General features: G+C 73.1%; 15 protein-coding genes and 1 pseudogene. 9 read left to right on the forward strand and 7 right to left on the reverse strand.

The window, feature by feature from the left end; all coding sequences use genetic code 11:
- Nucleotides 1–205: 205 nt before the first annotated feature.
- Nucleotides 206–4300 (forward strand): S8 family serine peptidase, encoded by a 4095-nt coding sequence (locus NEH16_RS33965; RefSeq protein WP_374215600.1) that lies wholly within the window; start codon nucleotides 206–208, stop codon nucleotides 4298–4300.
- Nucleotides 4301–4357: 57 nt separating this feature from the next.
- Here NEH16_RS33965 and NEH16_RS26960 read toward each other — a convergent pair whose 3' ends face one another.
- Nucleotides 4358–5212, reverse strand: a complete 855-nt coding sequence (locus tag NEH16_RS26960) for a helix-turn-helix transcriptional regulator (RefSeq protein ID WP_265545439.1) — start codon at nucleotides 5210–5212, stop codon at nucleotides 4358–4360.
- A 206-nt stretch (nucleotides 5213–5418) separates the two neighbouring features.
- On the opposite strand from NEH16_RS26960, the gene NEH16_RS26965 reads away from it, so the two are divergent.
- Both NEH16_RS26965 and NEH16_RS26970 read left to right on the forward strand, forming a co-directional pair.
- The gene (locus tag NEH16_RS26965) at nucleotides 5419–9225 is read left to right on the forward strand and encodes a S8 family serine peptidase (RefSeq protein ID WP_265545440.1); all 3807 of its coding nucleotides are present in this window, start codon (nucleotides 5419–5421) and stop codon (nucleotides 9223–9225) included.
- Between the two features lie 194 nt (nucleotides 9226–9419).
- Nucleotides 9420–9569, forward strand: coding sequence for an SCO1431 family membrane protein (locus tag NEH16_RS26970; protein ID WP_107426861.1), 150 nt, complete (start codon nucleotides 9420–9422; stop codon nucleotides 9567–9569).
- 62 nt (nucleotides 9570–9631) lie between these two features.
- Here NEH16_RS26970 and NEH16_RS26975 read toward each other — a convergent pair whose 3' ends face one another.
- A complete protein-coding gene (locus NEH16_RS26975) occupies nucleotides 9632–10906 on the reverse strand; it encodes a glycoside hydrolase family 18 protein (protein WP_265545442.1) in 1275 nt (424 codons plus the stop codon).
- 391 nt (nucleotides 10907–11297) lie between these two features.
- Here NEH16_RS26975 and NEH16_RS26980 point away from each other — a divergent pair, with 391 nt between their 5' ends.
- Nucleotides 11298–12470 carry an acyl-CoA dehydrogenase family protein gene (locus NEH16_RS26980; protein WP_265545444.1) on the forward strand — a complete coding sequence of 391 codons (1173 nt, stop codon included), beginning with the start codon at nucleotides 11298–11300 and terminating at the stop codon, nucleotides 12468–12470.
- Nucleotides 12471–12868: 398 nt separating this feature from the next.
- Here NEH16_RS26980 and NEH16_RS26985 read toward each other — a convergent pair whose 3' ends face one another.
- Entirely contained in the window at nucleotides 12869–13264 is a 396-nt protein-coding gene (locus NEH16_RS26985; RefSeq protein WP_265545445.1) for a hypothetical protein, read from the reverse strand.
- Between the two features lie 201 nt (nucleotides 13265–13465).
- On the opposite strand from NEH16_RS26985, the gene NEH16_RS26990 reads away from it, so the two are divergent.
- The 4 genes and pseudogenes from NEH16_RS26990 (at nucleotide 13466) to fxsA (ending at nucleotide 17527) form a co-directional block, all read left to right on the forward strand.
- Entirely contained in the window at nucleotides 13466–13906 is a 441-nt protein-coding gene (locus NEH16_RS26990) for an Lrp/AsnC family transcriptional regulator (RefSeq protein WP_018103953.1), read from the forward strand.
- A 46-nt stretch (nucleotides 13907–13952) separates the two neighbouring features.
- Nucleotides 13953–15592, forward strand: a pseudogene (locus NEH16_RS26995) (amidohydrolase).
- Nucleotides 15593–16119: 527 nt separating this feature from the next.
- The gene (locus NEH16_RS27000; RefSeq protein ID WP_073967729.1) at nucleotides 16120–16887 is read left to right on the forward strand and encodes a polyprenol monophosphomannose synthase; all 768 of its coding nucleotides are present in this window, start codon (nucleotides 16120–16122) and stop codon (nucleotides 16885–16887) included.
- 61 nt (nucleotides 16888–16948) lie between these two features.
- Nucleotides 16949–17527, forward strand: coding sequence for an FxsA family membrane protein (fxsA, locus tag NEH16_RS27005; RefSeq protein WP_265545446.1), 579 nt, complete (start codon nucleotides 16949–16951; stop codon nucleotides 17525–17527).
- Nucleotides 17528–17661: 134 nt separating this feature from the next.
- Here fxsA and NEH16_RS27010 read toward each other — a convergent pair whose 3' ends face one another.
- The 4 genes from NEH16_RS27010 to NEH16_RS27025 form a co-directional block, all read right to left on the reverse strand.
- Entirely contained in the window at nucleotides 17662–18036 is a 375-nt protein-coding gene (locus NEH16_RS27010) for an RNA polymerase-binding protein RbpA (RefSeq protein ID WP_003959706.1), read from the reverse strand.
- Between the two features lie 274 nt (nucleotides 18037–18310).
- The gene (locus NEH16_RS27015) at nucleotides 18311–19687 is read right to left on the reverse strand and encodes an MFS transporter (protein WP_265545455.1); all 1377 of its coding nucleotides are present in this window, start codon (nucleotides 19685–19687) and stop codon (nucleotides 18311–18313) included.
- A 51-nt stretch (nucleotides 19688–19738) separates the two neighbouring features.
- Nucleotides 19739–20503 carry a glycerophosphodiester phosphodiesterase gene (locus NEH16_RS27020; protein ID WP_265545456.1) on the reverse strand — a complete coding sequence of 255 codons (765 nt, stop codon included), beginning with the start codon at nucleotides 20501–20503 and terminating at the stop codon, nucleotides 19739–19741.
- Nucleotides 20500–21141 carry a YczE/YyaS/YitT family protein gene (locus NEH16_RS27025; protein WP_265545458.1) on the reverse strand — a complete coding sequence of 214 codons (642 nt, stop codon included), beginning with the start codon at nucleotides 21139–21141 and terminating at the stop codon, nucleotides 20500–20502. Before NEH16_RS27025 ends, NEH16_RS27020 begins: the two co-directional genes overlap by 4 nt.
- 102 nt (nucleotides 21142–21243) lie before the next feature.
- Here NEH16_RS27025 and NEH16_RS27030 point away from each other — a divergent pair, with 102 nt between their 5' ends.
- Nucleotides 21244–22743 (forward strand): PLP-dependent aminotransferase family protein, encoded by a 1500-nt coding sequence (locus NEH16_RS27030; RefSeq protein WP_265545459.1) that lies wholly within the window; start codon nucleotides 21244–21246, stop codon nucleotides 22741–22743.
- The last annotated feature ends 37 nt before the right edge of the window (nucleotides 22744–22780 follow it).

Raw genomic sequence — 22780 nt, forward strand, 5'->3', positions numbered from 1 at the left:
TGGCGGATGCATGACACGACGTGTTGTCGCCACATCCCGAACCCACCGGGCCGCGATGGCGACTTGACGACAGGCGTGATCTCGCCACCGGCTTCCCATTCCCACCGGAGGCCCACGCGCCGACGATCATGCGATGCCCGTCCCCCACAGCTCACGAGGTGAGGGGGACACCGTCCGTCCCTGCCCAGAGCGGAGTCCACGAATCATGACGCAAGCCCCGGGGCGCAGACACCTCGCCCTGGCCGCGGCGGCAACCGTGCTCGCCACCCTCGCGGCCACCGCCCCCGCAGCCTTCGCCGCGCCCTCCCCGTCCGCTGCGCCGGACGCCGCCGACCTGGTCGCCTCCCTGGACGACCAGGAGCTGGGTGCCCTGCACCGCATGGCCGCCCTGGACATGGGCGGCCTGCACCTCACCGACAAGGCCGCGCTGCGCAGCAGCAAGCCCGTCGACGTCATCGTCCAGCTCAAGACCCCGCCGGCCAGGACCGCCCGCCTGCTCGCCGCGGCCGAGGGCCGCACGGTCGGCGAGGACGCGGCGAAGGACGCCGTGACGAAGGCGCACCAGCGCTTCCGGGCCGGGCTGGACGACATGTTCAAGAACCGCGCCAGGACGGCGGCGGCGCCCGAACCCGGGCGCACCTACACCCACAGCTTCGACGGGGTCAGCCTCCGGCTCCCCGGCGACCGCGTCGCCGAACTCCTCGACAACGACGAGGTCACCGCCGTCTGGCCGGACACCACGGTCAAGGCGCTCGACCGCCCGGCGCCTGCCGACGGCGGCGGGACGCCCGGGCCCTCGGGGACCACCGGCGACGACGGCGTGGCCCGGCTGCACGCCGAGGGCGTCACCGGCAAGGGCGTCAAGGTCGGCATCATCGACACCGGCATCGACTACCACCACCCCGACCTCGAGGCCGCGTACAAGGGCGGCTACGACTTCGTGGACGACGACGCCGACCCGATGGAGACCACCTACGCCGACTGGAAGGCGTCCGGGCAGGCCGAGACCAACCAGGGCTCGGCCTACTACACCGAGCACGGCACGCACGTCGCCGGGATCGTCGCGGGCCGGGGTGACACCTCGAAGGAGCGCGCCGCGCACGGCGTCGCGCCCGGCGCCTCCGTGTACGCGTACCGGGTGCTCGGCCCGTACGGGAGCGGCCGTACGAGCGACATCATGGCCGCGATGGACCGGGCGGCGGACGACGGCATGGACGTCGTCAACATGTCGCTCGGCGCGGCCGTCAACGACCCGATGAGCCCGCAGGCGATAGCCGCCGACAACCTCGTGCTCGCCGGGATCACCACCGTCATCGCCGCCGGCAACAGCGGCCCCGGCACCAACACCCTGGGCACGCCGGGCGCCGCCGCGCTCCCGCTCACCGTGGGCGCGCACGACGAGCCGATGACCCTGCCGGAGTTCCGCATCGGCGCGGGCACCACCACCGCCACCGGGCGGCTGCTCGCCCAGCCGTTCGGCGACGCGCTCTCCGAGCTGACCGCGGGCACCTACCCCGTCGCCGACGTCGGCACCGGCACCGCGGCCGGCTACAGCGGCAAGGACGTCAAGGGCAGGGCCGTCCTCGTGAAGCGCGGCGGGATCACCCTGGACGAGAAGGTGCGCCGCGCCGCCGCCATGGGCGCCGTCGCCGTCCTCCTCGTCAACGACAACGCGGACGAGGGGCACATCCCGAACTACATCGGTGAGAGCCCCGCCTATGTGCCGGCCTTCTCGCTCACCGCAGCCGAGGGTGCCGCGCTGGCCGCCGGGACCGCCGACGCCACCGCCCGCGTCACGTTCACCGAGTCCGGGACCTTCGTGCTCGGCAGCGGCGGGCTCGCGGACTTCAGCTCGCGCGGCCCGGCCTACGGCACCGGCGCCATCAAGCCCGAGGTCACCGCGCCCGGCGTCAGCGTGCTCTCGTCCGTCCCGGCGGACACCGTCGCGCCGGAGACCGGCGACTACTCCGCCGCGTACGCCCGCCTCAGCGGCACCTCCATGGCCTCGCCGTACGTCGCCGGGGCCGCCGCGCTGCTGCTCCAGCACGACCACCGGCTCACGCCGGACGGGGTCAAGGCGGCGCTGATGAACACCGCCCGCCCGATGCCCGGCAAGGTGAGCGTCTTCGACGCGGGCGCCGGCGCGGTCGACCCGTACGCCGCCGTGCACACCGAGACCTCCCTCCGGATCACCGCGAAGACCCCGTACGTCTCCCTGGACGGCACCCGGTCCGAGCTGGACCACCGCACCGGCGCCCTCGACCTCGGGGTGCTCCCGGTCCGCCGGTCCACCCGCGTCGAGAAGCGGCTGGACCTGGTCAACGACAGCGGCTCCAAGGGCCGTTACGAAGTCGGCGTCGCGTTCACCCGGGGCAACGGGGCGTCCGGGGACACCCGCGCCGCCGGTATCACCCTGTCCGCCGACCGCCAGGTGACCAGCAAGCCGCACGGCAGCACGCCCGTCCGCACCACCCTGCGGGTTCCGGCCGACGCCCCGGCCGGCTACTACGAGGGCTTCGTCACCCTGACTCCCGTACAGGGCAAGGGGCTTCACGTCCTGCGCATGCCGTTCGGGCTGCGCGTCGCCGCGTCCGGCTTCGCGGAGGTCGACATGACGAAGCCGGTCATGTCGACCAACCAGTTCTCCGACGCCGGGTCCGTCGGCGGCGGCGCCGCCACGTTCGACCTGCGCATGGCCGGGCAGCTGACGAGCGTCGACGTCTTCCTCTCCGACACCCGGGGCAGGGACCTCGGCTACATCGGCGGGATCAACACGACCGGCCTCAGCGAGGGCGTGCTGTACGGCACCGCGACCGTCGGCGGCTGGTACCACCCGGTGACCGGGCGCGAGGCCACCCCGTTCGACCCGCGCGGCCGCTGGATCGAGGACGGCCACTACAAGCTGCGGATCGTGGGCACCGATGCCTTCGGCGGCACCGACTCGGTGCTGCGCGACATCTACGTCGACTCGCATGCCCCGGCGTACGAGGACCCGTACGGTGCTTGGGACCCGTCCCGCCCCGTCGTGGTCGAACGCCCTGCGGACGCGACCTCGTTCACCTTCAGGGGCGCGCTGCGCGACGGCGAGACGGACGCGATCCGGAAGGCCGGGCTGGCCATCGGACCGGAGGACAACGCCCTCTACTACTCCAACTACAGCCCCAACGCCCCCACCGGCCACGTCAATGCCGACTCCAAGGGCAACGTCGACCTCACGATCCCCATCTCTGCGGGCCCGCCGACCGCCTACGTCAAGATGTGGCCCACGGACGCCGCCGGGAACATCGGAGACGTACGCGTGCTGAACCTGATCAAGGAGGGCATGCCCTACGTCGTCGCCGACGCCGACCGGCCCGCAGCCCGCGCGGGCGACCGGGTCACCTACACCCTCACCGCGCACGACCTGAAGCACTGGAAGTCCTTCAGCTCCCAGATCCGCTACGACGACCGCAACATCCGCATCACAGGCATCGAGCCGACCGCCGAACTGGCCGCGCACGGCCCGTCGGAGATCACCAGGACCGACGTGTCGGCCGGGGCCTCCTCGTACTCCACGCTCAGCTTCGACGTCTCGGACGCGGAGGGCCTGAGCGGCGACTCGATGCCGCTGCTCAAGGTGACGTACGAGGTGATGGGCGGGCACTGGACGGCATCGGCGGGACTCACCACGGGGACCACGAGCGCCACGGACACCACCGGCACCAAGGTGCCGCTGAACATCCAGTTCTACGGCTCCGTCCGGATGCTGAACGACGAGTCCACCTTCAACGCCCGGCCCGCCGCCGAGGCGCTGCTGACCAAGGACTACGGCTACGACACCACGCGCGACTACAGCCTCGACGGCATCCGCACCGAGCTGACCGCGCCGGACGGCACCCGGCACACCCTGACGGCCGACGCGGCCGCCCGGGTCTCGGCGAGCGGCCTCGCGCCCGCCGTGCGGCCCTACCGCCTGGAGATCCGGGTGCCGGGGCACTTCACCTGGAACGAGGACATCGACCTCGGCCTCTCCGGCTCCGGGGCCGTGTCCGGGACGACCGGTTCGTCGGTGGCGGCCCTGGTCGCCGGTGACGTCAACGGCGACGACGTCATCGACGTACGCGACGCCGCCGCCGTGTACGACGCCCGGGGCACCTCGAAGCGCTCCGCCGACATCAACCATGACGGAACGGTCGACGGGAAGGACCTCACCTGGGTGGTGACCAACTACTCCCAGCAGAACACCATGGCGGACCGGTACACCGACCCGGTGAAGCGCCTGCACGGCAGGACGCTGGAGTACTACACCGCCCGGATGTGACGACCCGGGTGTGACGACCCGCCGCCCGGGGTGCCGCGCGTGCCCCGGGCGGACCGCTCACACCCAGTTGTTGCGCATCGCGTACCAGCCGAGCTGGACGCGCGAGGAGACCGAGGCCGCGTCCATCAGGGCGCGCAGCCTGCGCTGGACCGTACGGGGCGACGTGCCGAGCTGGTGGGCCGTCGCCGCGTCCGTCAGCCCGGACAGCATCAGCTGGAGCAGCCGCCGGTCGGCCGGGTCGAGGTCGCCGTCCTCCCGCAGATACGGCCGAGAGCGCTGCCACACGGACTCGAACAGCTCGACCGCCAGCCGCACCAGAGGCGGCCCGAGAATCATCGAACGGCCCGCCTCCAGCTGGACCATGGCGGTCTCCTCGTCCGCTATGAGGAGCTTGATCAGGGGCTGGTCCACCACCCGCACCTGATGACCGGCCGCCAGCCGCTCGTCCAGCGCCCGCAGCGCCTCCGGCTCGGTGAGGAAGGCCCGGTCCACGACCACGCGGTACGCGGCGTGGGGATTGCCGTCCTTGCGCAACGGGGGCTCCGCCTCGGCGTCCCGCGCCCCCTCTTCCCCCTCCGCCTCCTCCGGGGCCCCGTCCGCCGGGTCCGCCAGCGTGGACGGGACCGGGGCGACCGTGTTGGCCCCCGACTGGAACCCCAGCAGCGACGTCCGGGCCCCGTACTCCAGCTCGTACAGCCGACGGGCCTGGGCCTCGCGCCCCTCCCAGAACTCCACGAACTGCCCGGGCACCTCACGGCCGTCGGGCCGCCACGCCGCGAGCAGCCGCACCAGCGAGTCATCGGCTCTGCGCAGGTCCTCCTGCAACCGGATCAGGGAGGAGCGCGCGGCGGCGGGCGGCCCGGGCGGCGGCACGGCCGACGGGGACGGGGGCACTTCTGGACGGGGCGACATGGCACAAGTGTCGCCACCTGCGAAGCGGCCTGGCAACGGACCCCCCGCGCGGTGCCGGCGACCGGCTCCGCGCCGGTGTCGGGATTACGTCATGGCAGCCACTCGCCAGTCCCAAGCCCCCCACAGGGCAGCGGCGTTGGCCACGCTGCTGCTCACCGGGCCCCTCCCTCCGAGGACACCGGACACCTTCCTCCTGGAGACCCACGATGAGACGTACGAGGCCATGGCGCCGGACAGCCGCCGGGCTGGCCACCGCCGCCCTGCTCGCGGCGGCCGTCCCCGCCGTGTCCGCCGGCACCCCGGCGGACACCACCCGGCCGCTCACCGACAGCCCCGGCCGCGCGGTCACCGTCACCCTGATCACCGGCGATGTGGTCGAGGCACGGGTGGACGGCGCCGGCCGGGTCCTCTCGGCGGCCCTGCGCGGCGCCGACGGCCAGGGCACCGACCACGCCGCCGCGACCTGGCAGGACGGCAAGCGGACCTATGTGTTCCCGCAGGGCGTCGAACGCCTCGTGGACGCCGGGCTCGTGGACGACGCGCTCTTCGACATCGGGCGGCTCGTCGCCGACGGCTACGACGACGCGCACACGGACACCCTGCCCGTCGTCGTGGAGTACGCGGGCGGCGCCGCTGCCCGGGGCCTGCGCACCGCCGCCGTCCCCGGCACCCGGACCACCGCGACCCTGGAGTCCATCGGCGGCGCCGGACTCGCCGTCAGCAAGGAGTCCGCCGCCGACGCCTGGCAGAAGCTCGCCCCGAGCGCCCCGAGCGCCCCGGCCACCGAGCGCTCCACGGCCCGAACGGCCGCCACCGCCGCCACCGCCGCCACCGGCACCGTCCGCAAGATCTGGCTCGACGCCAAGGTCAAGGGCACCGCCGTCAGCGGCCTCGGCACCCCCACCGTGCCCCTCACCGGCGCCACCACCGCGCACCGGGCCGGGCTCGACGGCTCCGGCGTCAAGGTCGCCGTCCTGGACACCGGGGTCGACGCCGGCCACCCCGACCTCGCCGGCCGCGTCGCCGCGAGCGAGACCTTCGTGACCACCCCGGCCACCGACGACCGCACCGGCCACGGCACCCACACCGCGTCCACCGTGGCCGGCACCGGCGCCGCGTCGCACGGCACCTACGCGGGCATGGCGCCCAAGGCGGACCTGCTCATCGGCAAGGTGCTCGACGACGACGGCTCCGGCTCGATCAGCGGCATCGTCAACGGCATGGAATGGGCGGTCGACCAGGGCGCCCGAATCGTCTCCATGTCCCTCGGCTCCGACGGCGACACCGCCTGCGCCGGACCCGGCGTCGACGCGGTGGAACGCCTCGGCGACAAGGCCCTGTTCGTCATAGCCGCCGGCAACGCCTCGCTGCACGGCACCGTCTCCACGCCCGGCTGCGCCCCCAGCGCCCTCACCGTCGGCGCGGTGGACCGGAAGAACGCCACGGCCTCCTTCTCCAGCCGGGGCCCCTCCGTCGACGGCGTGAGCGCCAAGCCGGACCTCGCGTCCCAGGGCGTCGGCGTCGTCGCCGCCAACTCCGGTGGCCGGGGCGCCCAGGCGTACCAGGAGATGTCCGGCACCTCGATGGCCACCCCGCACGTCGCGGGCGGCGCGGCCCTGCTCCTCCAGCAGCACCCCGAGCTGACCCCGGCCGGGCTCAAGGCCCTGCTCACCTCGTCGGCCCGGCCCACCGACGCGCCGGTCCTGGAGCAGGGCGCGGGCCCGATGGACGTGGCCCGCGCCGTGACCCAGCCGGTCACCGCCCCGCCCGCGCCGCTCCTGGGCGACTTCGCGTACCCGCAGCGGAACCTCGACCCGGTCGACAGGACGGTCACCCTCACCAACCTCACCGGCAAGGACGTCCGCCTCGGCCTGCGCGTCGAGGACGTCCGGGGCGACGACGGCAGCCGCCTCTCCGGCTTCGCGCGTCCGGCCCGCACCACGGTCACCGTCCCGGCGCGGGGGACCGCCGAGGTGCCGGTGCGCATCGACCCGGGCACCCGCCTGGCCGCCGGGGCGTACGGCACGGTCACCGGCCGCCTCGTCGCGACCGGGTCGCACGGGGTCCGCGTCACCGTGCCGTTCGGCGTGCACATGGAGGTCCCGTCGGCCGACCTCACCGTCAAGGGGCTCGACCGGCACGGCGACCCGGCGTCGTCCCCGTCCGCCTTCCAGCTGTTCGACGACCACCGCGACACGGCGAAGCGCTACACCCTCGGCTACCCCGAACCCGGCAGCACCACGATCCGGGTGCCCCTCGGCACCTACGCGCTGAGCGGCCTGCTCATGACCCGCGACGAGCCCGGCGACATCGGCAGCGTGGACTCGGTCAGCCAGCTCTACCGCGAGAAGCTGGCGGTCTCCGGCGACACCGAGGTCACCCTCGACGCCCGCGACGCGCGCCGCATCTCCTGGGACACCGAACGCCCCAGCCAGAGCGCCGGATTCGCCATCGGCCTCGCCCTCGGCCTGGACGACTCGCGCAGCCTCCAGACCGGTTACCTCACCACCGTCCCGTCGTACGTCAAGGGGATCTACGCCCAGCCGGCGCACGGTGACGACCGGCTGACGTTCCTCGCCTCCGCGCGGCAGACCGCGCCGCGCGCCGCCCTCACCGTCACCGGCGGCCGGGTGCTCGACTCGCTGCCGGTGCAGAAGGGGACCGAGTTCGACGGCAAGGGCTCCGCGCCGGTGACGTACATCGGCAAGGGCACCGACGCGAACTTCGCCGCCCACGACCTCAAGGGCCGCATCGCACTCGTGGACGCGGGCCCCGGCGGCGGCAACGCCTTCCTCTGGGACCAGGCCGCGAAGCGGGCCGGTGCCGTGGGCGTCGTGGCGGCCGTCCCGGACAGCGAGGGGCGGTTCCAGCTGACCGGCGCGGAGGGCCTGCCGCAGGCCACCATCACCTGGGCCGACTCCCTGGCGGTGCGGGCCGCGCTGGACGAGGGCGACGTCTCGCTCAGCTGGTCGGGCACCGCGACCGACCGCAGCCCGTACGTCTACAACCTCGCCCTCGTGGGGCACGGTTCCCTCCCGAGCGGTACCCAGCGCGTCCGCGACCGCGACCTCGCGGCCACCGACGCCCGCTACCACGTACAGGGCGCCGACGACGCGACGTACTGGTCGGACGTCAAGGTCGGCGCGCCGGGCATCCCCGCGGTCTGGGCCGGCGGCACCACCCTGCCGCTGCACGCGCCCCAGCAGCGCACCGAGTACTTCACCCCGGCCGGCCGCGACGGGGTCACCTGGACCACGCTGATGCGCCGGGACCTCGGCCCGTACGGCGGCACCGCCTACGACGGGCCGCGCGAGCTGGACAAGGGCCGTACGACGTCCCAGTGGTACAAGTCGCCCTACGGGCCCGTCCGCAACACCTACGCCCAGCCGCTGATGAACCGCGAGAGCAACCGCCTCGGCTACACGATCGCCCCGTTCGGCGACGCGGGCGGGCACGACTCCACCCTCGCCCTGACCGACTCCGGCACCCGGCGGCTCCTGATCGACGGCGAACCGCAGGCCGCGGTCTCCGGCACCTTCGACCTGCCCGGCAAGAAGGCGGAGGTCACCTTCCAGCAGCAGTGGCAGCGCCGTGCCGGCACGCTCGACCGCACCGGCCTCGCCTACGCCACCGAGTGGGTCTTCACCACGGACCCCTCGGACCAGGGCGCCCAGCACCTGCTGATCCCGGTCCTCGACATACCGTCCGACCTGCGCAACTCCCGCCCGGCGGGGGAGCCGACCACGATCGGCCTCGGCGCTGTCACCGACGACTCGGCCCGGCCGGCCACGCTGCGGAAGGTCGGCCTGGAGTACGCGTACGGCACCGGGGCCACCGTCGAATCGGTCACCGGCTGGCACGAGGCCCGCGCCACGGCCACCCGTGACGGTTGGCAGGTCCGCCTCCCGGGCGACGCGCCCGCCGGGACGTTCGTCCACCTGAAGGTCACGCTCACGGACAAGGAGGGCGCCCGGGTGAGCCAGACCATGATCAGGGCGTACGAGGTGCGCTGATCGCGCGGTGTGGTCTGCGGCACACCCGCCACCGTCCCTCGCACGGTTTCCGCACGTCGTGGGGGAGGTGGGCGGGGCCGACCGCCGGGGCCAGTGACGGACGTCTCTACCCCCGGACCCGCCGGGCTGGCATCGTGGTCACGTCCCGGCCGGGTGCTGGGTACACCCCCTGCCGGCCGACCGAACGAGATGCCATGAGCGCGAACGCCGCCACCCTCACCGCCGCCCGCCTCCGCGCCCGTACCGGCGGCCCCGACGACGGCCCCAAGCTGCTGGAGCACATCGCGGGCTGGACCCTCGTGGTCGTGGTCGCCATGCTCGTCACGCAGCTCGGCCTGCTCTAGTACGCACGTCGGGGCGGGGAGTCCGGAAGGCTCCCCGCCCCGACGTTCACCGCGTCACCGGGTCAGTCGATCGCCTTGATCAGCTCGCCGTCGGTGGTGTCACCGCTCAGCTCCCAGAAGAAGGTGCCGCCCAGGCCCTGCTGGTTCTTGTACGCCATCTTGGTGCCGATGGTGGCGGGGGTGTCGTAGCTCCACCAGTCGGTGCCGCAGTGCGCGTACGCCGTGCCCGCGACGGTGCCCGTGGCGGGGCAGGTGTTCTTGAGGACCTTGTAGTCCTCGATGCCCGCCTCGTACGTGCCCGGGGCCGCGCCGGTCGCCGTGCCGCCCGGCTCGTCCTGCGTGACGCCGGTCCAGCCGCGTCCGTAGAAGCCGATGCCGAGCAGCAGCTTCGAGGCCGGGACGCCCTGCGCCTTCAGCTTCTCGATGGCCGCCTCGCTGTCGAAGCCGTCCTTCGGGATGCCCGTGTAGGAGGTCAGCGGGGAGTGCGGGGCGGTCGGGCCCTTCGCGTCCCAGGCGCCGAAGAAGTCGTACGTCATCGGGTTGTACCAGTCGACGTACTGCGCGGCGCCGCCGTAGTCGACGGCGTCCAGCTTGCCGCCCTCGGAGCCGTCCGCGCTGATCGCCGAGGTGACCAGGTTGTCGCCGCCGAACTTCGAGCGGAGCGCCGACAGCAGCTTGCCGTAGGCGTCCCGGCCGCTGGTGTCACAGGTGAGACCGCAGGCGTTGGGGTACTCCCAGTCGATGTCGATGCCGTCGAAGACATCGGCCCACCGGGGGTCCTCGACCAGGTTGTAGCAGGAGTCGGCGAACGCGGCCGGGTTCTGCGCGGCCTCACCGAAGCCGCCGGACCAGGTCCAGCCGCCGAAGGACCACAGCACCTTCAGGTCCGGGTGCAGCTTCTTCAGCTTGCGCAGCTGGTTGAAGTTGCCCCGCAGCTCCTGGTCCCAGGTGTCGGCGACCCCGTCGACGGACTGGTCGGCGGTGTACGCCTTCTCGTAATCCGCGTACGAGTCGCCGACCGTGCACTTGCCGCCCTGGACGTTCCCGAAGGCGTAGTTGATGTGCGTGAGCCTGTCGGCCGAACCCGAGGTCTCGATGTTCTTGACGTGGTAATTCCGGTCGTAGACACCCCATTCGGTGAAGTATCCGACCACCTTGTCACCGGCCGCTGTGGGGGCGGCGGGTGCTGCTGCCGGTGCGGCGGCCCGGGGCGCGGTGGGGGCCGCGCCGGCGGAACCGGTGCCGGCGACGCCGAGCAGTGCTGCGCCCAGCGCGGCGGTACACGCGGCAGCGGCGAGGGCCCGAAGACGGGCTCCCGGGCGATGCAGTCCGGTCATGGTTGCTCCTCGTGGGGGAGGGGACGTGCCAGTGGACCACCGGCTTCCGGCGCTCGAATTTGGCATGAACGCGGAAAGCCGGTTCGCCGGGAACGGTAGATGGACTAGACCAGTTGGGTCAATGGTTCGGACCAATCTCGATGATCTCCGGGCGCCCGGAGCCGGTGCCCTGAGTCCGTTCATTCGTATGTTCGGTCAACCGGTGACGGATGCCATCCGATCGGGCATACTCGTCCCGCCACAGCCGCCTGCCTGCGCCTCCCGTAATCCGGGAGGGCAACATCGGCTGGACAGCAGTGATTTCGGGCATCGCCCGGAGATCCCCCGGCGGCGCCGCGCACACCCCGCGCGCGCGACCGCCGCAACGCCCGACAGGGAGGAGAGCGCCGTCATGTCCGACCGTGCCCCGCAGTGGGTCGAACGCCGTCTGCCCACCGAGGAATCCGTCCAACTGATCGACCTCGTACGGGACATCGCCCAGCGGGAGATCGCCCCCGGGGCGGCCGAGGAGGAGGAAGCGGGCCGCTTCCCCCGCGAGATCTTCACCCTGCTCTCCGAGTCCGGCCTGCTCGGCCTGCCCTACGACTCCGAACACGGCGGCGGCGACCAGCCGTACGAGGTCTACCTCCAGGTCCTCGAAGAGCTGAGCGCCGCCCGGCTCACCGTCGGCCTCGGCGTCAGCGTCCACTCCCTCGCCTGCCACGGACTCGCCGGCTACGGCACCAAGGAGCAGCGCGCCGAACACCTCCCGTCGATGCTCTCCGGCGGCCTGCTCGGTGCCTACTGCCTCTCCGAACCCGCCTCCGGCTCCGACGCCGCCTCGCTGCGCACCAAGGCCGTACGGGACGGCGACGACTGGGTGATCACCGGCACCAAGGCATGGATCACGCACGGCGGCATCGCGGACTTCTACACCGTGCTGGCCCGCACCGGCGCCGAGGGCGCCCGGGGCATCACCGCCTTCCTCGTCCCCGGTGACGCCGCCGGGCTGAGCGCGGCCGTCCCCGAGAAGAAGATGGGCATGAAGGGCTCGCCCACCGCCCAGCTCCACTTCGACGGCGTCCGCATCCCCGACGCCCGCCGGATCGGCGAGGAGGGCCAGGGCTTCGCCATCGCCCTCTCCGCCCTCGACTCCGGCCGCCTCGGCATCGCCGCCTGCGCCATCGGAGTCGCCCAGGGCGCCCTGAACGAGGCCCTCGGCTACGCCACCGGCCGCAAGCAGTTCGGGCGCCCCATCGCGGACTTCCAGGGCCTGCGGTTCATGCTCGCCGACATGGCGACCCGCATCGAGGCCGGCCGCGCGCTCTATCTGGAAGCCGCCCGGCTCAGGGACGCCGGCCGCCCCTTCTCCCGCCAGGCCGCCATGGCCAAGCTCTTCTGCACGGACGCCGCGATGCAGGTGACCACCGACGCCGTCCAGGTGCTCGGCGGCTACGGCTACACGCAGGACTTCCCCGTCGAACGCCTCATGCGTGAGGCCAAGGTGCTCCAGATCGTGGAGGGCACCAACCAGATTCAGCGGATGGTCATCGCGCGCCACCTCGCGGGCCCTGAGTCCCGCTGATCCGCAGCGGCCGCTCGGACCACACGGGCGTCGTCATGATCCGGTTCCAGTCCTGGTCATGACGGCCCGGCAGGGTCCGGCCCGTGCTCTCCCAGTGCCGCAGCAGCGCGCGGTAGATCGGCGGATCGCTCGAATGGGGCACCGTGCGCGGCGCCGACCGGGGCGGTTCGGACTGGGACGCCGGTACGGAACCGGCCTGCGGAACCGATTCTTCGGAGGGCGGAGCGGCGAGCCGGCGGCGCCCGGGGCCGGCCGTGGAATGCAGCGGGGTCATACCGGGCCAACGCCGTGGGACGCGCTGGGGTCACTGGCTGTTCGATTCGGGCGCGTGTTCACCCGGTTCTCCCCGGCTGCCGGGTTGCTCACGCACCCCGGCCGCGCGTTCGGAAGAAGGAGGCTCAGGCGGCCTGGCGCCGGAGCGGGTGGGCCACCCGGATCGGGCGGGAACCGGCACCGCCGGCGTGCGAGAAGGGCTGCGTCCGCCAGTCCAGCCCCTGGGGGAGCGTCAGCAGCAGCGCCGTCTCCTGCTCCTGCACCCCGTCCGCCTCGGCGGGGCGGTCCCCGGCGGCGCGCCCCGTACCGGGGCACACGGTGAGCACGAACGGGTTCCACGGGGACGGGCACAGCGCGTGCTCCGGGAGCACGTCCTCGTCCGCCAGGAGCGCGATGGGCTGCGCGCAGTCGGGGCAGACGACGCGGTACATCTCGAAGGTGTCGTACGCGTCGGGAGCGGAGTCCTCGAACGGATCAACGGGCTCCGGTTCGGTACGTCCGGTGAGCTTCAGGTGTGGCATGGGAAATCCCCCTCGGATGGGCCGGCATGACGCTGTGGCCTCGGCCACAGCAAGCACTTCCCGCCACCGATCGGCCGTAACCGTTCCGTGTCCCACTACTGGCGCGTAAACCTGTGGCGTTGGTCACATGCCCGCCGCAGGTGCCGTCCCAAGGGCTGGGCAGCTGTGCCGGGAACGACTCATGGCCATAGATTGATCCATATGGAGGAGCTGGACCGTCACATCGTGGAGTTGCTCGTCAAGGACGGGCGGATGAGCTACACCGACCTGGGCAAGGCCACCGGCCTGTCCACCTCGGCGGTTCATCAGCGCGTCCGCAGGCTGGAGCAGCGCGGGGTGATCCGCGGCTACGCCGCGGTCGTGGACCCGGAGGCGGTCGGCCTGCCGCTGACCGCGTTCATCTCGGTCAAGCCGTTCGACCCCAGCGCCCCGGACGACATCGCCGAACGGCTCGCCGGCGTCCCCGAGCTGGAGGCGTGCCACAGCGTCGCCGGAGACGAGAACTACATCCTCAAGGTCCGCGTGGCCACCCCGCTGGAGCTGGAGAACCTGCTCACCCGCATCCGCTCCCTCGCGGGCGTCTCCACCCGCACCACGGTCGTCCTGTCCACCCCGTACGAGGCGCGCCCGCCGCAGATCTAGGGGGTCGCGCACGGCGGGCGCCCCGGCAGGCGGGAGACTGGTGCTCATGACCGAGAGCACCGCCCCCCAGAGCGAACACCGCACCGTGCTGCTGCGCGGTGGAGACGTCCACAGCCCCGCCGACCCCTTCGCCACCGCCATGGTGGTCGAACGGGGCCATGTCGCCTGGGTGGGCTCCGAAGGCGCCGCCGACGCCTTCGCGAGCGGCGTCGACGAGGTGATCGACCTCGACGGGGCGCTGGTCACCCCCGCGTTCACCGACGCCCACGTCCACACCACCTCCACCGGTCTGGCCCTCACCGGCCTCGACCTCTCCGGCGCCCGCACCCTCGGGACGCCCTCGCCCGCGTCCGCGCCCACGTCGCCGCCCACCCCGCCGACCGGGTCGTCCTCGGCCACGGCTGGGACGCCACCCGCTGGCCCGAGCAGCGCCCGCCCTCGCGCGCCGAGCTGGACGAGGCAGCGGCCGGCCGGCCCGTCTACCTGCCCCGGGTCGACGTGCACTCCGCCGTCGTGAGCACCGCCCTGCTCGACCTCGTCCCCGGCGTCACCACGATGCCCGGATACCACCCGGACGGGCCGCTGACCGCCGCCGCCCACCACGCCGTGCGCGCGGCCGCCCACGACGCCGTCACGCCCGCCCAGCGCGCCGAGGCGCAGCGTGCCGCGCTGCGCCACGCCGCCTCCCTCGGCATCGGCTCGCTCCACGAGTGCGGCGGCCCCGACATCTCCGACGAGGACGACTTCACCGGGCTCCTGAAGGTGGCCGCCGAGCAGCCCGGCCCCCGGGTCTTCGGCTACTGGGCCCAGGAGGTGGCCGACGAGAAGGACGCCCGGCGCATCCGGGAACTCGGCGCCGTCGGCGCGGCCGGCGACCTCTTCGTGGACGGCTCGCTCGGCTCGCACACCGCCTGCCTGCACGAGCCGTACGCCGACGCCCCGCACACCGGCACCGCCCACCTGGACGCCGCCCGGATCGCCGCCCACGTCGCCGCCTGCACCGAGGCGGGGCTCCAGGCCGGCTTCCACGCCATCGGGGACGCGGCGCTCTCGGCGGTCGTCGAGGGCATCAGGGAAGCGGCCGAGAAGGTGGGCCTCGCCCGGATCCGCGCCGCCCGGCATCGCGTCGAGCACGCGGAGATGCTCACCCCCGAGACCGTCGCGGCCTTCGCGGAGCTGGGCCTCACCGCTTCCGTCCAGCCCGCCTTCGACGCCGCGTGGGGCGGCGAGGAGGGCATGTACGCCCAGCGCCTCGGCGCCGGCCGGGCCGCCACCCTCAACCCGTACGCGGCGCTGCTGCGGGCCGGTGTGCCGCTCGCCTTCGGCTCGGACAGCCCGGTCACCCCGCTGGACCCGTGGGGGACCGTACGGGCCGCCGCCTTCCACCGGACCCTGGAGCACCGCGTCTCGGTCCGGGCCGCCTTCACCGCGCACACCCGGGGCGGCTGGCGGGCCCTCGGGCGGGACGACGCGGGGACCCTGGTGCCCGGCGCCCCGGCCGACTACGCGGTCTGGCGCACCGACCAGCTGGTGGTCCAGGCGCCGGACGACCGGGTGGCGCGCTGGTCGACCGACCCCCGGTCCGGGACGCCGGGGCTGCCCGACCTCGGCCCCGGCGCCGACCTGCCGGTCTGCCTGCGCACCGTGGTCCTCGGACAAACTGTCTACGTAAGGCCGAACGAGTGACGTGCGGCCGTTCCGGTCCGCCGATCGAAGTCGGGCCGGCTCTTCCGCTACCTGGGGATCTTCGGGACTGACCAGGCAATCTCCGTAATCGACGCAGGTCAGCCAAGTATTGACAGAATGCGGCCATCGGCCGGTAGGTTCGGCCGAGTCCACCACAGGACGTCCGACCGGTGAAACCTCCACGCAGTCGTCGAACGCCGCTGGGTCACGGGGTGGTGTGCCGCACCGGCGCACCGCCACTGACAGCCAGGTTCAGCGCCCGCGCCTCGGGGGCGAGGGAAGGTTTCAGCCGGACGGAGGGTGCGACCCGGGTGGGGCCCGGACGTTCAGTAGACAACGGCTCTAGGTCGACCCGCAGCCAGCGGGTCCCAGGTCGGCCCGAAGGACACCGGGCCCCGATCCGCACTTCTGTCCCCGATTCCGCTCTTCTGTCCGCCGCGGCTCCCGCGCCACCCCGACCGGGTCGGCATTCCGCGCCGCCGCGCTCGATATGGTGTGCACCTGCGTACGGACGTGAGGGGCAGTAAGTGAACGACGGCGGTCAGCGGCGATTCGGCCCGCTCGGCAGTGTCTTGGTGATCATCCCGACCTATGACGAGGCCGAGAACATCAAGCCGATCGTGAGCCGGGTGCGCGCCGCCGTGCCGGAGGCCCACATTCTCGTCGCCGACGACAACAGCCCCGACGGGACGGGCAAGCTCGCCGACGAGCTGGCCGCGGAGGACGACCACGTCCACGTCCTGCACCGCAAGGGCAAGGAAGGGCTCGGCGCGGCCTATCTCGCCGGCTTCCGCTGGGGCATGGAGCACGACTACGGCGTCCTGGTCGAGATGGACGCCGACGGCTCCCACCAGCCCGAGGAGCTGCCCCGGCTGCTCACAGCGCTCAAGGGCGCGGACCTGGTCCTCGGCTCCCGCTGGGTGCCCGGCGGCCGGGTGGTGAACTGGCCCAAGTCCCGCGAGTTCATCTCGCGCGGCGGCAGCACGTACTCCCGCCTCATGCTGGGCCTGCAGACCCGGGACGTGACCGGCGGCTACCGGGCCTTCCGCGCCGAGACCCTGAAGGGCATCGGGCTCGACGAGGTCGCCTCGCAGGGCTACTGCTTCCAGGTCGACCTGGCCCGCCGCGCGATCGAGGCCGGCTTCCATGTGGTCGAGGTGCCGATCACCTTCGTGGACCGCGAGGTCGGCGACTCCAAGATGAGCAAGGACATCCTGGTCGAGGCGCTCTGGCGGGTGACCGCCTGGGGCGTGACCAGCCGGACGAACAAGGTGCTCGGCCGCCGTACCCCCTGAGCCGGCCCGGGCCTGGGCCCCTCTTACGGCGTACGGACGTGTGGCCAGGCACACTGGGGGCATGACGACCGGCACACCGCCCCAGACCGCCCGCAGACGCTCGCGCGCCCGGACCTTCGTACCCCTCGCCGTCGCCGCCTGGGCGGTGCTGGAGATCTGGCTGCTGATCCTGGTGGCGGACGCCGCGGGCGGGCTGACCGTCGTGATCCTGCTGGCCGCCGGGATCGTGCTCGGCGCCGCGGTGATCAAGAGCGCGGGCCGCCGGGCCTTCCGCAATCTCACGGAGACGCTTCAGCGGATGCCGGGGCAGCCGGGCGCGGACGGCTCCTCGCCCGCCGACCCCGAGAGCGGCCGGGGCAACGGCTTCCTGATGCTCGGCGGGCTGCTGATCATGATCCCCGGCCTGATCTCGGACGTGGCCGGGCTGCTGCTCCTCGTCCCGCCGGTGCGCACGGCACTCAGCCGTTACGCGGAACGCTCGCTGGACCGCCGCATGCGGACGGCCGCCCCCGGCGGCTTCTCGGACGCCTTCCAGCAGGCCCGCATCCACCGCCCGGACGGCAAGGTGGTCCAGGGCGAGGTCATCCGCGACGAGCCCTCCGGCCCGAACGACGAGCCCCGCCCGCCGCTGACGCGGTGACCCTTTCAAGCCCGTCCGGCGATTGAGGACCATCCCTGACGATGGCCGGGACGGGCTGCGGCAAACGACAAAGCCGCGGGCCCGGTACACATTCGTACCGAACCCGCGGCCTGCCGCGGAACCGTGCTAGCGGGTCACGCAGACTTCCTGCTGTCCCGAGGATGCACGGCAATGTTCATCGCCCCGGAGCGCAGGACGGCCAGCCGCTCGGCCAGCACCTCCTCCAGCTCCTCGCGCGTGCGCCGCTCCATGAGCATGTCCCAGTGCGTACGCGCGGGCTTGCCCTTCTTCTCCTCGGGGCCGTCCCCGTCCACCAGGAGTGCCTGGGCGCCACACGCCTTGCACTCCCACTCCGGCGGAATTTCCGCCTCTACCGAGAACGGCATCTCGAATCGATGTCCGTTCTGGCATGCGTACTCCACCGCCTGGCGCGGGGCCAGATCGATGCCGCGGTCCGTCTCGTAGCTGGTAACCACGAGTCGCGTGCCGCGGAGAGCTCGCTCACTCATGAATCGTGCCTCCCGGGCTTGTCGCCCACAGGACAGGTGTCGCTGTCGTCGTCAATCGGTCAACGTCCGGTCGGCGGCAAAGATTCCCGTTGCCGGTCATGCGTCGCCCGTCGAACCGCTGATTTTCAGGTTTCCCAGGGTTCAAGTACCCGCCCATACCCGGTTTGTCACCTTTGACGGAAGTTGTCACCCAACGGTTCGCGAAGTTCCACTCGCCGTAACGGTCACCCGGGGCAGGCCAAAGGCGTACACTACCGGCCTTTTACTTCAACGTCTAAATCCGCTCCGGTACGGGGTTTCCCGCCGCCGCCACCGCACGCCGGAGCGGGACCCGCGCGAGCAGTACCGAGCCCACGACGAAGAAGACCACCAGCGAGATGATCGCGTCCCGGTAGCTGCCGGTCAGCTGGTAGGCCAGACCGAAGACCAGGGGCCCCAGCCAGCTCAGCCCGCGGTCGCTCATCTCGTACGCCGAGAAGTACTCGGCCTCCTTGCCGCGCGGCACCAGGTGCGAGAACAGGGAGCGCGACAGCGCCTGGCTGCCGCCCAGGACCAGACCGATCGCCGCCGCCAGCACATAGAAGTAGACGGGCGAGCCGGCCGGCAGGAAGTACCCGGCGACCAGGATCAGCGTCCACACCACCAGCGAGCCCAGGATCGTGCGCTTCGCCCCGTACACCCGGGCCACCCGGCCCATCGCCAGTGCCCCGGCCACCGCGAGCACCTGCACCAGCAGCACCGCCGTGATCAGCGTCGACTGGCCGAGGTCCAGCTCCTCGGAGCCGTACACCGACGCCTGCGAGATCACGGTCTGCACGCCGTCGTTGTAGACCAGGTAGGCGAGCAGGAAGGACAGGGTCAGCGGATGGCGCCGCATGTCCGCCAGCGTGGCCCGCAGCTGCCGCCACCCCGAGCCCGTCGCCGCACCGCCGCCGCCCGGCGCCACCCGGCGGTCGCGCAGCCGGCGCAGCGGGATGACGGTGAAGACGCCCCACCACAGGCCCGCCGACGCCAGACAGATCCGTACCGCCTCGGACTCGGAGAGGCCGAAGGAGTCGTGGCCCGAGTACAGGACCAGATTCAGTACGAGGACCAGCGCCCCGGAGGTGTAGCCGAACGCCCACCCGCGCGAGGAGACGTCGTCGCGCTCCTCGGGCTCCGCGATCTGCGGCAGGTAGGAGTTGTAGACCATCATCGCCACCGCCGTCGCGGCGTTCGCCACGATGAGCAGGAAGGCGCCGAGCAGATAGCGGTCCCCGGCCAGGAAGAACATGGCGGTCGTCGCCGCGGCCCCGGTGTACGCCGTCGCCGCGAGGAGCGGCTTCTTGCGGCCCGTACGGTCGGCCGCCGCGCCCACCACGGGCATCAGGACGATCGCCAGGACGAGCGAGGCCGACACCGCATACGCGAAGAGCGACCCGGCGCGCACCGGGATGCCCAGCGGGTGGACGAAGCCGTCGGGGTCCGCGGCGGCCTTGGCGACCGAGGTCAGATACGGGCCGAGGAAGACCGTGACGACGCTCGTGGAGTAGACGGAGCACGCGAAGTCGTAGAAGTACCAGCCGCGCTGCTCCCTGCGCCGCGCGGCCGGGCCGTCCGGACCGGCCGCGCCCTCGGCCGGCTCGGCGGTGTCTGTGGTCCCGGCCGTCATGGCGCCCCCTGGAGATCTCCCCGTGAAGACGCCCGCCCGGCCGGCGGCGGGTCAGGCCCAGGCCCCCCGCTCGCTCAGCACCGTGCGCAGCGTCTCGATGTGATCGGTCATGATGCCATCCACACCGAGGTCCAGGAGAGCGGCCATCCGCTCCGGTTCGTTCACCGTCCACACATGCACCTGGAGCCCCCGCGCGTGGGCCTCGCGCACGAAGCGGCGGTCGACGACCCGGATGCCGTTCTGACTCTCCGGCACCTGTGCGCACACCGCCCCGGCGCGCAGCGCCGCCGGGATGCCGTACGAGCGCAGCCGCAGGCCGAGCACCCCGCGCACGCCGTACGAGGTGGCCAGGCGCGGGCCGCCCAGCCGGTGCGCCCTGGCGACCCGGGCCTCGGAGAACGAGCCGACGCACACCCGGTCCCAGGCGCCCGTCGCCCGGATCAGCTCCAGGAGCGGTTCGAGGGCGGCCTCCGCCTTGACGTCCACGTTCCACCGGGCCTCGGGGAAGGTCTCCAGCAGTTCCTCGAACAGCGGCAGCGGCTCGCGCCCGGCGACCCGGGCCCGGCGTATCTCGCTCCACGGAAGCTCGGCCAGGCGGCCCCGGGCGTCCGTCACCCGGTCCAGCGTCGCGTCGTGGAAGGCGACGAGCCGGCCGTCCGCCGAGGCGTGCACATCGGTCTCGAAGTAGCGGTACCCGGCGTCGGCGGCGCGGCGGAAGGCGGCCGCCGTGTTCTCGGCGCCGTCCGCCGCCCCGCCCCGGTGGGCGAACGCGAGCGGAGCGGGGTGGTCCAGATAGGGGTGGCGTTCGGAGGTCACCGCCGCAGTATGGACCGCCGGGGCGCGGGCGTCCCGGCCGAGGGGGCGCTTTCGCCGGGGATCGCGAAGACCCGCAGGAAGACCTGGGCGAGCGGGCCGATGGCCAGGGCGTACAGCACCGTGCCGATGCCCAGGGAGCCGCCGAGCAGGAATCCGGTGACCACGACCGCGATCTCGATCGCGGTGCGGACCAGCCGGATCGACCGGCCGGTCCGCCGGTGCAGCCCGGTCATCAGGCCGTCCCGGGGGCCGGGTCCGAACCGGGCGCTGATGTACAGCCCGGTCGCCGCACCGTTCAGCACGATCCCCGCCGCCATCACCCCGGCCCGCGCCATCGGGCCGTGCGCCTCGGGGACGAGAGCGAGCGTGCCGTCCATCGCGATGCCCACGGCGAACACATTGGACACCGTGCCCAGGCCCGGCCGCTGCCGCAGCGGGATCCACAGCAGCAGCACGATCGCGCCGATGATGATCGAGACCACCCCGATGCTGATCCCGGTGCGCTCGGCGAGGCCCTGGTGCAGCACACCCCACGGCTCCAGGCCGAGACCGGCGACGACCAGGAGGGCCGAGCTCGCCCCGTACAGCGCGAGCCCCGCGTACAGCTGGACCAGCCGACGAGTGAGGATCTTGGACAAGGGGTGCCCCCTGGTGTGGTGGTGTTGGACTGCTCCGTGTCACTCTGTGGCAGGGGATTGGCCGCCAACCATGGCCAATCCGAGGAAGGTGGACTGATTCTCATGGCGCAGTGGACTTCGGCGGTCGGCGCGGCCCAGCTGGCCCGGCAGCTCCAGGCCCAGCAGCAGCGGCCGGCCGGCCCCGGCAGCCGCCGCCCGCCCGCCTACCGCGCCCTCGCCGACGGCATCCGGCTGCTCGTCCTGGAGGGCCGGGTCGCGGTCGCCGCCCGCCTCCCGGCCGAACGCGAGCTGGCCGTCGCCCTCGCCGTCAGCCGGACCACGGTCGCCGCCGCCTACGAGGCGCTGCGGGCCGAGGGCTTCCTGGAGTCCCGGCGCGGCGCGGGCAGCTGGACGGCGGTCCCCGCGGGCAACCCGCTGCCCGCTCGCGGCCTGGAGCCCCTGCCGCCCGAGGCCCTGGGCTCCATGATCGACCTGGGCTGCGCCTCGCTGCCCGCCCCCGAGCCCTGGCTGACCCGGGCCGTCCAGGGCGCCCTGGAGGAGCTGCCCCCGTACGCCCACACCCACGGCGACTACCCCGCCGGGCTGCCCGCCCTGCGCCAGATGATCGCCGACCGCTACACCGCCGACGGCATCCCGACCATGCCCGAGCAGATCATGGTCACCACCGGCGCGATGGGCGCCATCGACGCCATCTGCCACCTCTTCGCCGGACGCGGCGAGCGCATCGCGGTGGAGTCCCCGAGCTACGCCAACATCCTCCAGCTGATGCGCGAGGCGGGGGCCCGGCTGGTGCCGGTCGCCATGGAGGAGGGGCTCGGCGGCTGGGACCTGAACCGGTGGCGCCAGGTCCTGCGGGACGCCGCGCCCCGGCTCGGCTACGTCGTCGCGGACTTCCACAACCCGACCGGGGCACTGGCCGACGAGGAGCGCCGCCGGGCCCTCGTGGACGCCGCCCGCTCGGCCGGCACGGTCCTCGTCGTGGACGAGACGATGAGGGAGCTGCACCTCGACGAGGAAGTGGCGATGCCGCGCCCGGTCTGCGCGTTCGACCCGGCGGGCAGCACTGTCCTGACCGTGGGGTCGGCCAGCAAGGCGTTCTGGGCCGGTATGCGGATCGGCTGGGTCCGGGCCGCGCCCGACGTGATCCGCAGCCTGGTCGCCGCCCGCGCGTACGCCGACATGGGCACCCCCGTCCTCGAACAGCTGGCGGTGAACTGGCTGATGCGCACCGGCGGCTGGCAGGAGGCCGTACGGCTGCGCCGGGAACAGGCCCGGGAGAACCGCGACGCGCTCGTCGCCGCCGTGCGCCGGGAGCTGCCGGAGTGGGAGTTCTCCGTGCCCGGCGGCGGGCTCACGCTCTGGGTGCGCACCGGCGGCCTCTCCGGCTCCCGGCTCGCGGTCGCCGGCGAAGGCGTCGGGGTCCGCGTGCCGTCCGGGCCCCGGTTCGGGGTCGACGGCGCCTTCGAGGGCTACGTACGGCTGCCGTTCACGGTCGGCGGCCCGGTCGCGGACGAGGCGGCCCAGCGGCTCGCCCAGGCGGCCCGGCTGGTCGGCGCGGGCGGCGGGGCGGGCGTGGAGGCACCGCGTACGTTCGTGGCGTGAAAGACGGAGGAGGGCCCGGCGCGCCGCCGGGCCCTCC

This window comes from Streptomyces drozdowiczii, from assembly GCF_026167665.1.
GTDB classification, from domain to species: Bacteria; Actinomycetota; Actinomycetes; order Streptomycetales; family Streptomycetaceae; genus Streptomyces; species Streptomyces drozdowiczii_A.